This window comes from Congregibacter variabilis, from assembly GCF_045689235.1.
GTDB lineage: Bacteria > Pseudomonadota > Gammaproteobacteria > Pseudomonadales > Halieaceae > Congregibacter > Congregibacter variabilis.
Map to the genome: position 1 here is coordinate 1,940,677 of NZ_CP136864.1, position 11,956 is coordinate 1,952,632.

Annotated in this window: 11 protein-coding genes; 4 read left to right on the plus strand and 7 right to left on the minus strand. The window is 53.7% G+C overall.

Going from position 1 to position 11,956, the window contains the following annotated elements; genetic code table 11:
- Positions 1 to 4 precede the first annotated feature (4 nt).
- Positions 5 to 898: a family 16 glycosylhydrolase gene (locus R0135_RS08540; protein ID WP_407349835.1), complete on the minus strand. Its 894-nt coding sequence runs from the start codon at positions 896 to 898 to the stop codon at positions 5 to 7.
- A gap of 184 nt (positions 899 to 1,082) precedes the next feature.
- Here R0135_RS08540 and R0135_RS08545 point away from each other — a divergent pair, with 184 nt between their 5' ends.
- From R0135_RS08545 to R0135_RS08560, 4 genes are all read left to right on the plus strand, one after another.
- Entirely contained in the window at positions 1,083 to 4,193 is a 3,111-nt protein-coding gene (locus tag R0135_RS08545) for an error-prone DNA polymerase (RefSeq protein WP_407349836.1), read from the plus strand.
- A gap of 44 nt (positions 4,194 to 4,237) precedes the next feature.
- Positions 4,238 to 4,687 (plus strand): GNAT family N-acetyltransferase, encoded by a 450-nt coding sequence (locus R0135_RS08550; protein WP_407349837.1) that lies wholly within the window; start codon positions 4,238 to 4,240, stop codon positions 4,685 to 4,687.
- A gap of 87 nt (positions 4,688 to 4,774) precedes the next feature.
- The gene (locus tag R0135_RS08555; RefSeq protein ID WP_407349838.1) at positions 4,775 to 5,182 is read left to right on the plus strand and encodes a PaaI family thioesterase; all 408 of its coding nucleotides are present in this window, start codon (positions 4,775 to 4,777) and stop codon (positions 5,180 to 5,182) included.
- Positions 5,183 to 5,197: 15 nt separating this feature from the next.
- Positions 5,198 to 5,800 (plus strand): MSMEG_1061 family FMN-dependent PPOX-type flavoprotein, encoded by a 603-nt coding sequence (locus R0135_RS08560; RefSeq protein WP_407349839.1) that lies wholly within the window; start codon positions 5,198 to 5,200, stop codon positions 5,798 to 5,800.
- A gap of 34 nt (positions 5,801 to 5,834) precedes the next feature.
- Here R0135_RS08560 and R0135_RS08565 read toward each other — a convergent pair whose 3' ends face one another.
- From R0135_RS08565 to R0135_RS08590, 6 genes are all read right to left on the minus strand, one after another.
- Positions 5,835 to 7,196, minus strand: a complete 1,362-nt coding sequence (locus R0135_RS08565) for a proline iminopeptidase-family hydrolase (protein WP_407349840.1) — start codon at positions 7,194 to 7,196, stop codon at positions 5,835 to 5,837.
- 16 nt (positions 7,197 to 7,212) lie between these two features.
- Positions 7,213 to 8,352 carry a PQQ-dependent sugar dehydrogenase gene (locus tag R0135_RS08570; RefSeq protein ID WP_407349841.1) on the minus strand — a complete coding sequence of 380 codons (1,140 nt, stop codon included), beginning with the start codon at positions 8,350 to 8,352 and terminating at the stop codon, positions 7,213 to 7,215.
- Between the two features lie 50 nt (positions 8,353 to 8,402).
- Positions 8,403 to 9,827 (minus strand): nucleotide 5'-monophosphate nucleosidase PpnN, encoded by a 1,425-nt coding sequence (gene ppnN, locus R0135_RS08575; protein WP_407349842.1) that lies wholly within the window; start codon positions 9,825 to 9,827, stop codon positions 8,403 to 8,405.
- A 49-nt stretch (positions 9,828 to 9,876) separates the two neighbouring features.
- Positions 9,877 to 10,506: an alpha-ketoglutarate-dependent dioxygenase AlkB family protein gene (locus tag R0135_RS08580; RefSeq protein ID WP_407349843.1), complete on the minus strand. Its 630-nt coding sequence runs from the start codon at positions 10,504 to 10,506 to the stop codon at positions 9,877 to 9,879.
- 2 nt (positions 10,507 to 10,508) lie between these two features.
- Positions 10,509 to 11,102 carry a GNAT family N-acetyltransferase gene (locus R0135_RS08585; RefSeq protein WP_407349844.1) on the minus strand — a complete coding sequence of 198 codons (594 nt, stop codon included), beginning with the start codon at positions 11,100 to 11,102 and terminating at the stop codon, positions 10,509 to 10,511.
- A 200-nt stretch (positions 11,103 to 11,302) separates the two neighbouring features.
- Entirely contained in the window at positions 11,303 to 11,869 is a 567-nt protein-coding gene (locus tag R0135_RS08590) for a peroxiredoxin (protein WP_407349845.1), read from the minus strand.
- Between the last annotated feature and the right edge of the window lie 87 nt (positions 11,870 to 11,956).

Genomic DNA, 11,956 nt, shown 5'->3' on the forward strand with positions numbered 1-11,956 from the left:
TCGCTTAGGGTAGATACTCGTGCTTCACCCAATCCACCTCCATCACCCAATCTTCGGACATCAAGGCATCGTTAATCTTCGCAAAGTTGAGAATCGCAAAAAACGGCTCTGACAAAGCATCAGCCATCCCCTCATTCCGATATACCTCGGCGCCATCGAGTCGGTAAATAATGTCATCGCCAAGCCACTCCACAGAATACTCATGGAAATCATCAAGGCTCGCTTCCTGCACCAGCATTAGGGCCTGCCAATCCCCGTCATCGCAGGCACCATTACTCTTGATAGCGCGTGCCGCATAGTGGTCTGGGCCGCCATCGCCATGATGCTCAAAAATATCGATCTCACCGGACCCGTACATGGGCCAGCACACAGTTTCGTCGGGCTCCTGTACCGGAGGCTCGTCATTGAATGCGCCCAACAACCACCAGGCTGGAAACATCCCTCGCTGACCGTTGTTTTCGACCCTGAGCCTTGCGGTCCAACGTCCCTTCACAAACTCCTTGCGGTTTTTCGAGGCGATACGCCCGGCCACATACTGAGTATCCGGGTGTCTCACTCCCTTCTTACTCACGATGTCACAGGGACGCTTTTCTCCAAGATCGACTACTCGCAGCTTCAATGTTCCGTTACTGACTTCCCGGGTATTAAACTGGTTGTCCGGTACGTAGCAGTGATCCTCGCCATTCACAAAAACCAGCTGATCCTGCCAGTTCGCTGGGTCAAATCGGTCAAAATCGTCAAAAAAGTCGACGGCCCATGGCGTTACAGACGTATTTTCGGCTAGAGAGGCGCCAGCGCCGAGACAGCAAAGCGCAAACGTTGTTGCGAGCATTCTCGCAATATTTATCGCAACATTTGTCGCAACATGTGTTGCAACCGGCTTGATTGATTTATTCATTTCCTAATCCTGGCGATCCAAATATTCAGCGTAGGTCTGGAATTGCCGCTCTCGCTGCAGCTCCCTGCGAAGCATACATGGATTTCTCAGCCTTTCGTCATATACTGTATATATATACAGTACTATTAGCAAAGCTTGATCCGCCTGTTTTGGCCATAGAAAACCAACGAAGTACCCACTCTGCATGCCCTACTGCGAACTCCATTGTCTCTCCTGTTACAGCTTCCTTCGCGGCGCTTCGCGCCCGGAAGAGCTGGTCGCACAGGCTGCAGCAAATGGCTATAGCAGTATTGCGATTACCGACGAATGCTCCCTTGCCGGCGTAGTCAAAGCTCATGTCGCCGCGAGGGAACTCAACATTCACCTCATCATCGGCAGCGAGTTTAAATTAAGCGAAGGCATTCATCTCGTAGCACTGGCACCCAATCGAACAGCCTACGGAGAGCTATCAGGCCTAATCAGTCTGGGGAGACGTCGCAGTCCCAAGGGAGAGTACGAAGTTAGCCTTCGCGATGTGATCTTCCATCTCAAACGCTGCCTGCTTATCTGGCTACCCAAAGAAGATAGTGAAGTTAACCGTGGTTACGGAAAACAGTTGTCACGACTGTGTCGGGAACGTGTCTGGATCGGCGTGCAGTACCTGCTGGGCAACGATGAACTCCGTCGCTATCGCGCGCTGCAAAGCCTCGCTGAAAAACTGCAGCTCCCGCTTCTTGCCTGCGGTGATGTGCAGATGCACTGCGCGACTCGCAAGCCTCTTCATGACGTTATGACAGCCCTGCGATACAACTGCAGTGTTGCTGAACTGGGCAGTCGCCGACTTCCCAACGCCCAGCAACATTTACGCAGTATCAGTCAGTTGCAACGCCTTTATCCCCTGGAGTTACTGCAAGAAACCCTTAATGTCGCCAGGCGGTGCCAGTTCAGCCTCAGCGAACTGCGCTATGAATACCCCGAAGAAGTGGTCCCCCATGGACATAACGCCCGGGACTATCTGCGAGAGCTGACCTGGCAAGGTGCCGGCAAGCGCTGGCCGAACGGAACACCATCAGTCATCCGAGAGCGCATCGAAAAAGAACTCGCCCTCATCGCCGAACTGGACTACGAATACTATTTTCTTACCGTATATGACATCGTTCGCTTCGCCCGAGACCGAGATATTCTCTGCCAGGGTCGAGGATCAGCAGCAAACTCCGTGGTCTGCTACTGCCTGTTTATTACCGAAGTCTCCCCAGAAAAAATCTCTCTGCTCTTTGAGCGCTTTATCTCCCGGGAACGCGACGAGCCACCAGACATCGATGTGGACTTTGAACATGAGCGCCGGGAAGAAGTCATCCAGTACATCTACGACAAATACAGTCGACGTCGCGCCGCCCTTGCCGCCACGGTCATTACCTACCGAGCCCGCAGTGCTGTTCGCGATGTCGGTAAGGCACTGGGACTGGATCCAATCTTTGTTGATGATTTGGCCAAATCCCTTGCCTGGTGGGATAAACAACGAGATCTGGAAGCCCGGTTCAGCGAGCATGGACTGAAGACTGAGCGTCAGGATAGTGAGCCCAATACGGCGCAGCTGTTCTACCAACTGGTGCAGGAGATCCTGGGGTTCCCTCGGCACTTATCTCAGCATGTGGGTGGCTTTGTGATTTCCCGGGGCCCGATCTCACAGCTGGTGCCGGTAGAAAACGCCAGCATGGCAGATCGCACCGTGATCCAATGGGACAAAGACGATATCGAATCACTGGGTCTGCTAAAGGTCGATGTTCTGGCCCTGGGCATGCTCTCGGCGATCCGCAAATCTCTGGCCCTGGTGCATCGCTATGATCCGCGCATCCGTCAACTGCAGGATATTCCCGCCGAAGACGTAGCGACCTACCGCATGCTGCAGCACGCGGACTCTATCGGGGTCTTTCAGATTGAGTCCCGGGCGCAGATGAGCATGCTGCCAAGACTAAAACCGGCCTGCTTTTATGATCTTGTGATCGAGATCGCCATCGTCCGCCCCGGCCCAATTCAAGGGGACATGGTGCATCCATACCTGCGCCGCCGACAGGGCCTGGAGAGCATCAGCTATCCCGACGAGGCGGTACAAAACGTTCTGGAGCGCACTCTGGGCGTACCGATATTTCAGGAACAGGTTATTCGTCTGGCCATGGTTGCCGCAGGCTTTACCGGCGGTGAGGCCGACCGACTGCGCCGGGCTATTACCAACTGGGGGCGCAACAGCAAACTGCTGAGCTTCGAGAAAAAGCTCACTGACGGAATGCTGCGCCGGGGTTACAGCGAGGATTATGCGCAGCGACTCTTTGAGCAAATCAAGGGCTTTGGTGGCTATGGCTTTCCTGAGTCACACTCGGCGAGCTTCGCTTTACTTGCCTATGTGTCGTCCTGGCTCAAATGCCACCACCCCAGCGCCTTCTATGTTGGACTCCTGAACAGCCAGCCCATGGGCTTTTACACACCCTCCCAACTTATACAGGATGCCCGCCGTCACGGCGTCATGACGCTAGCTGCAGACGTAAATCATAGCGACTGGGATCACCAGCTACTCGACAATGGCGAACAAGGCAGTCGCGCCCCCATACGTTTGGGCCTGCGTTTAATCAAAGGCTTGTCCAAAGATGCAGCCAGGCGCATCAGCGGCGCCCGCAAACATTCACCCTATCGCCAGGTTTCCGATTTACGCAAACGGGCAGAGCTTAACCGCCGAGATATGGAAGCACTGGTAGATGCTGATGCACTGGCCAGTCTCAGCGGCCATCGGCATCAGGCGCGCTGGCAGGTCATGGCGCTGGAGCCCGCCCGTCCACTACTGGAGTACGAACAGCAGGCCACAGGAGCAACACTAAACGATGAAGTCAGCCTCCCGGAACCCGCGATTGCCGAGTCGGTTATCGCCGACTACCGCAGCACAGGCGTCACGCTGCGGGCGCACCCTCTTGCCTTGCTACGCAGCCAGGCACCTTTTAATACCTGTAAATGTCACCAGGATCTTGCAGCACTCAACGATGGGCGCTTTGTACGCATTGCAGGACTGGTGACCTGTCGACAAAGACCCGGAACCGCGTCCGGCGTACTCTTTTTGACCCTGGAAGACGAAACGGGCAACAACAACATCGTGGTATGGCCAAAGGTGCAACAGAACTTCCGTGAAGCACTTATGAAAGGTCGCCTGCTAATGATCAAAGGCACCTTACAAAAACGTGATGGCGTCACCCACATTGTCGCTGGAGCACTCTTCGATCACAGTGACGCCTTGGGTAATCTCGGACTGAAGTCCCGGGACTTTCACTAAATGTCGCTGCATAATTTGTGCTGCAAAGATGAATTGGACTGACCATGAATCGAGTGATGTTCCGTTCTTACTTAAAGACAGACAAGCAAATCTGTCTGGATCTTTTTGACGCTAACTGCCCAGAGTACTTTGCTCCCAACGAAAGGGCAGATTACCTGGAGTTCTTAGCCGCCGACCCAAACAACTATGAGTTATGCGAAGTCGCAGGCTCCGTGGTCGGCGCCTTCGGTTTATTTGACATTGATACTCGAGCCAATGAAAAGGCCCTCAATTGGATACTGCTGGATCCACAGGCACAAGGCCGGGGTATCGGCTCAACAATCATGGCTAGAGTCACCGCATCCGCAATGGCTGCAGGAACCACAGTGGTGCATATCGCCACCAGCCATAAAGCAAAAGCATTCTTCGAAAAATTTGGGGCACAGATTCAGTCGATCACAGATGACGGCTGGGGGCCGGGCATGCATCGCGTCGACATGAGCATATCCCTGTAAGATCAACCCCGTCCTTGAGGCATCTCAAACGGACTACACAGGTGACTCTAACGCGCCGACCATCACAGCAACGACGAGGGCACAAGATTGAATGACATTCCGGCCGATTTTGAACCTATTTTTAGAACCAGCCCCTATCTCGAGTTGCTCGGTCCAATTTTCAACAAGAAAACCGAAAACGGCTTATTGATCGGCCTAAGAGCAGAAGAAAAGCACTGCAATGCCAGAGGATTAGTGCACGGAGGTGTGTTCAGTAGTCTGGCCGATGTTGCCCTGGGCTATAACGCTGCTTTTCAAGGAGAGCAGCCGATACCTCTGGTTACCGCTAGCTTAAGTATCGATTATGCAGGCTCTGCCAAGCTCGGAGATTGGATTGAAGTTCACACCGATATTCAGAAAGTGGGTAGCAGCATAGCCTTTGCCAATTGCTATTTTCTGGTGGGCAGCAAACGGATCGTGCGTGCGAGCGGCGTGTTCAGTGTGATCAAGACCTAAGGAGTAAAGGACCGCATGGAGACTATTGATAGCATCGAGCACTTAGAAGCGCTGTACGACGACGCGGTACCGGGATCCCTAACAAAGGTCAGGACCTTTATTACTCCCGCTTATCGTAAATGGATCGACTCATCACGATTTGTTGTCCTTTCAAGCGTTGGCCCAGCCGGAACTGACGCGAGCCCAAGAGGAGACACAGAATCCGTCGCTAAAGTACGGGACCAAAACACCCTATGGATTCCGGACTGGCGGGGGAACAACCGACTGGATTCGCTACGAAACATTGTTCAGGACGGGCGGGTGAGTCTGATGTTCATGATCCCAGGAAACAACAATGTTGTACGGGTTAATGGCCTGGCCGCACTGACTGCCGATCCAGAAGTTACCACTCAGTTCGAGCGGAAAAACGTGCATCCCAAGACGGTTATCATGATCAATGTTGTTGAAGTGTATTTTCAGTGTGCAAAATCATTGATGCGTTCCCAGCTGTGGCAAAGCACTGATTCCAATCGTGAGGCACCCACCGCCGGCGCGTTTATCAAGGAAGTCAGAGCAGAATTTGATGCCGAGCAATACGACGCAGGGTATGCGGAGTATTCAAAAGACCGGATGTGGTGACTCTGGATTCATAGCGCTCGCAGCGCCCTGACAATCACTGGCCAGCCAGCTGGCGCTCATAGTCCTCGGCATCAAAACTACCCAGCGAATCCTGAATCAGACCGTCCTCAGAGAGAATCCACGATTCGTAGCCGCTAAACTTCACAAAGCGGCCCGTACCCCCAGGTCCAGTATTTGTTCCACTGAAGGTCCAGTGATAATTGATACGATCTCCGCTACGCTCAATGCGATCGTTGACCAGTACAAGATCAGGGAACGCCACCATAAAGCCCCAGGCTGCCTCCGAGACGCCCTTTAGACCCACCGAGGGCTCTCCACCATTAATGGTCAATGCGCCCTCAGGCGAGTAATACGCAGCCACCTGATCAGGGTCGCTGCTGTTCCAGGCTGCAGTGTAGCCTTTCGCAATCTCTTCAACATCACGTTCTGCGTCCTTCATAAAACCTCTCAACAAGCCCCGATAGAGCTCGGGTTCACGACTAATCGATCGGTGACCAGCACCTGGAATCACTTCAAAACGGGCTCCGGGCACCAGCTTGGCGAAGCCTTCGACTGTATCCGGCCGAGCCTCGTCTAACTCACCGGTAACAAACAAGGTGGGCACATCTATCTCGCCAAGACGGGGTGTGAGATCAAAGTCCTGCAGGCTGCCCGTGGCGAAAAATTCTGTGGGGCCCCACATCTGATTGTAAATCACCGAGTTTCGCGGTGCGTCGGGACACTCAAACTCTTCTTTGGCTTCTCCAGGCGATACAAACTGCGCATAGAAAACGTCCGTTGCCGCCAGATAATCAGGGTGTTGAGTGCTGCCATCAGCCTCGTGCTTATCCAGTACCGCCTGTACTTCGGGATCCAGCGTGGCTCGCAGTGCATTGGCATCGCGGATCCACAGCGGGGTACTGATCAAGGGCGAGGATAACGTTAACGAGACGATACCCTGACCACCCTTCTCCAGCACGTAGTATGCCGCCAGCGCGCCGCCCCAGCTGTGCCCCTGAAGATGCATTCGCTCAAGGCCTAACTCATTGCGCAAGGTATGCAGTGCCTCCACAAATCGATCGCGATTCCAAAGCTCTGGATTACGCGGCCGACCCGAGCGCCCGCTGCCTAACTGGTCGTAGCGAATCACCGGGCGTTCATCAGACAAGGGATACAGCAATTGCAGGCTGCATGAAGTACCGCCAGGCCCACCATGAAGCGTCAGCAACGGCACGCCGTCACCGTCACCGGCAATCTCGTACCACAGGGGACCGCCCGGGACCTCCACAAAGCCCGAGCGAAGCTCAGGCTGCGCCTGAACAGCTGCGCCACAACACAGTAGAGTCAATGCCGTGAAAAAGCCCCGCAGCGAGCGCAGCACAGGAACATACGCCAAAATTTTCACTTCTACAGGCATGAGATCGCTCTTACTTTCAGGGCTTGGGGGTCAGATGCAGTAATCTCCCGGGGCTGGTTCCGTTTTCTTCCAGGACCCAAATGCTGCCATCAGCGGCTTCCTCGACGCTACGAATGCGCGCGCCCATGTCATAGCGCTCGACCTCGGTAGCTGAGCCGTCTTCATTCAACTCGACACGCACAATCGCGCGGGACGACAAACCCGCAATCAATGCGTTTCCGCGCCAGTCAGCAAACGCCTTACCTCGATACACAAGCATATCTCCTGGCGAAATCACTGGAGTCCACCAAAGTGCCGGAGCGTTAAATTCTGGACGCGTATCGTGGTCCGGCATTTCCCGGCCGTCATAATGATCGCCATTGGAAACCACGGGGTAGCCGTAATTCGCTCCGCGCTTGATGAGGTTTAGCTCATCACCGCCTGCAGGCCCCATCTCCACGCCCCAAAGCCGATCATTCAAGTCAATGGCCAGACCCAGCACGTTGCGGTGACCCAGAGACCATATCTGCGGATAAACACCCTCGTCATCTACCAGGGGGTTTTGCGCATAGTAGTCCACGAAAGGATTATCTTCAGGTATGGAACCGTCGTCATGTAAGCGAATCAGCTTTCCCGCATTGGACTGCATATCCTGGGAAGTGGTGAACTTCTGACGATCACTGGAAGTGATCCAGAGATAACCCTCATCGTCAAACAGCATACGATGTCCATAATGCCCATAGCCGACGAGCTTGGGGTACTGTCGCCAGATAACCTCTACGTCGCTAAGGCTCGGTCGGCGACCCGACTCGTCGAGCATCGCCCGAGCAACAACCGCGCCCTGGGTGCCGCCGACACCCGCCTCGGCATAGCTAAGATAAACAATGTGGTTATCTTCAAAGTCTGGATGCAGGACCACATCGCCCATACCGCCCTGACCTCCGTAGCGCACGTCGGGCATACCACCAACACGGCGGGACTGCGACCCATCTTCGTTCACAATAAAGAGGGTGCCCTTGACCTCGGTCACAAGCAGTCGCCCATCAGGCATCACGGCCACCGACCAGGGCTCATCAAACTTGGCAACTTCTGTCACGGTAAAAGGCAGCTCGGCCTGCGCGGGCACAACTGCAACCAGAGTAACAAGTAGTATCAGGGGACTAAGTAGGTACTTCATTGTAGATCCTCATTCTAAGCAAACACATAGTAAACGAAGCGATCGTCATGCTAACTGCTCGAGGCAACCTCAAAACAGGGTCGGTAAGTACTTGGGTCAATCTTCATCCGGCCATCACGCACGAACCCTTCCAGTAAACCGGACAATCCAGCAACCACCTCGCCACTTCCGTGGAGTTGGTACGGGCCATGTGTCTCAACAGCTCTCACACCAAAGTCTTTTACATTTCCTGCAACAATGCCCGAAAACGCACGACGCAGCTCGGCAACCAACTGATGACTAGGCTGATCCCTGTGTAAAGACAGTGCCGCCATATTTTCGTGTGAGGGCAAAAAAGGTTGCTGCAGCTCCTTGGGGATATGCATGGTCCAACTATAGCTAAAGGATTCGTTTTGCTCGATACGCTGACGCCGTACAGCTTTTATAGAGGCCTTCATTGAGCGGGCAACCGCAGCCGCATCGCCATTTATAATGGTGTAGTGCTTTGCCACCTCTTCACCCAGACAGTCGCGCAAGAACGCGTCAATCTGGGCAAAGTAAGCGGCGCTCTCGGCCGGCCCGGTGAAAATCAGGGGTAGCTCTATGTGAGCATTATCCGGGTGCATTTTTATCCCCAGCAAAAACATGATCTCCTCTGCCGTCCCGACGCCACCAGGAAACACCAAAATCCCGTGGGCGACTCGCACAAAAGCCTCAAGTCGTTTTTCGATATCCGGCATGATCACCAGTTCACTGACAATCGCGTTCGGTGATTCGGCTGCAATAATCCCAGGTTCAGAGAGTCCAACGTAACGGGTATCGCGATTCAACTGCTTGGCATGGGCGATGGCTGCCCCCTTCATAGGGCCTTTCATGGCACCCGGACCGCAGCCTGTGCATATATCGAACCCACGTAGGCCTAGCGAATAGCCGACTGTCTTGGAGTAATCGTACTCCGTACGAGAAATCGAATGTCCTCCCCAGCATACGACCAGACGGGGTTGTACGTTGCTGCGTACAACATTAGCGTTACGCAAAATTCGAAAAACAGCGTCAGTAATTCCTTCGGAGCTAATCAGATCAAAGGTCTGCTGCTCTGCTAACTTGTGCTCGGTGTACACGATGTCGCGCAGCGCAGAAAACAGATGATGACGAATCCCTTCGATCATCTTTCCATCAACAAAGGCTTCCCCCGGCGCATTAAAGAGCTCTAACTTCAAACCCCGGGGCTCGGGGATCACCCGCACATCAAAGTCGGCATAGGCCTCGTAAACCTTCCGTGCGTCATCGACATATCCATCGGTATTGAGGATCGCCAGGGCACAGCGTCGAAAAAGCTCATGCAGACTCGCATCGGCATTGGCAAGGCTGGCCATTTCCCGCTGGGTCAGCAGATCGAGTGTTTGAACTGGACGCACAGAAGCTCGAGCTATGCGCGCCGGCGGAGTAATGCTACCGCCGGTTGTTTCTCCGGCAACTTGTTCTGGAATATTCATGGCTTAAGTATACCGCGGCGGCGTGACAGCTTTGTGAAAACACCACCACTCAATTGTTCCGAACCAGCTCTGGATGCACGTAACGGAATGTTAAGTTGATCCGCGGCCCACAGGTCTTAGTTTGCTTTGGAACCTCATGACGCCAGTTTTTCTGAGTATCACCACGCATGATCAGTAACGTTCCCGAGCTCAGGGCCAATCGCAGGGGTTTAATGTCCCTGCGCGTTCGGTGCTTGAGCCTGAACACGCGTTCTTCACCTAAGCTCAGGGAAGCAATTACCGGTCGCTGCCCTAACTCAGGCTCGTCATCGGCATGCAAGCCCATACTATCCCGATGATCGCGATACTGATTAGCAAGTACGCTGTTAAAGCTAGCGCCAGTGAGCATCTCAATACGTTCTCGCAAAGCGGCAAGCCCCGGGGTCCAGGCCAAAGGCTGATGTTGAATCCCGGAATATCGATAGGACAAGCCCGCATCGGCATACCATGCCAACAGACGCGGCTGCATGTAACGCTTTCCAAATAGGGTAATAGGCTCCTGACGCCAATCCAGACCGCTGTGAAGCTCATCAAACAAGGCCGCTGCAGATGCGCCAAGATCCGGATCTCGATAAAGCAACAACTCCCCGCCGGGCAAGTCTAAATGCTCTGCGTCATCGCATGCAAAAAGGTCCGACATACTCAGCAAGCGTAACTTTTCAGCATGGCATCCAAATGCACTTTTACCGCAGGCCACTCGCTTTCCAATATCGAGTAAACGCAGGTGTCACGGAGTGTCCCGTTTCTGTGACGACTATGATGTCGTAGTATGCCGTCAGGCTTCGCGCCGATGCGTTCTATGGCACGACGACTGGCGCGGTTAAACGAAGAAGTACGAAACTCCACCGCAATACAGCCCAAAACATCGAACGCATGCTCAAGCATAAGGCGTTTGCACTGTGTATTGAGCCCCGTACGCTGTACTCGTTTGGCGTACCAGGTCGACCCGATCTCAAGCCGCGGGGATTTCGCATCAATATTCATATAGGTCGTCATGCCCGCAGGAATTCCATCGGCATCAAGCACCGTAAAAGGCAACATGCGACCAGATCGGTGCTCCTCGAGCCGCCGCTCTATCTCCATAAGCATGTCGTCGCGAGAAGGGACATTGGTGTACCAAAGACGCCATACTTCGCCATCATCTGCCGCCGCAGCAAGCTCTGCCTCATGACTAACTGACAGGGGCACTAATGACGCATGCTCGCCTTTTAGCGTTATCGGTTCAGGCCAAGACATACCTCTATCCTGCTAAGGGTTAATCCGCCCAAGCATGGCATGAAAAAGAATTCATGCAACGCTCCAGAAGGGTTTGCCCGGTGGTTAAGTGAAACCGGCTCACGGGCAATATGCACGACACATAAAAAAACCCGCATCGACAATCGAGACGGGTTCACAGACCTTACGGCCCAAGAGCAGTTTAGCTTGCGCTAAAAGGCTTAGCCTACAAAAGCCTTACGTGGCTCAGATACGCCCGCAGACTCGGTGCCCTTCAGGTATGCCAGCATAGTGTCGGCATCAGATACTTCAAAGGGGTCGGTTTCGCCGTTATCGCAAAACCCTTCTTCTACAAACATCTTCTCGATCGCGCCGTCATTGACCAGCATAGAATAACGCCAGGAGCGCATACCAAAGCCAATGTTGGACTTATCCACCAGCATGCCCATCTTACGAGTGAATTCTCCGTTCCCGTCAGGAAGCAAAAAGATGTTCTTGTTGCCCTGATCCTGACCCCACTTGAACATCACAAAAGCATCGTTCACTGACACACAAACGATCTCATCGACGCCCTGCGCTTTAAATTCTTCGTATAGCTCGTCGTAGCGCGGCAGGTGATTAGAAGAGCAGGTTGGCGTGAACGCGCCGGGCAGTGAAAAAACGACAACTTTTTTGCCGCCAAAAATATCGGCAGTTGTCTTCTCTTCCCAACGGTAAGGGTTGTCGCCACCTACGGATTCGTCCCGTACGCGGGTCTTGAATGTTGCTTCTGGTACATGTGTAGTCACGTCTGCGTTCTCCTTGAGAGTCTAAAAACAAAATGGCTGTGAATTCGTAGCTTAGTTTACGAGTCGCAACGTTGCGAGGATCAGTAT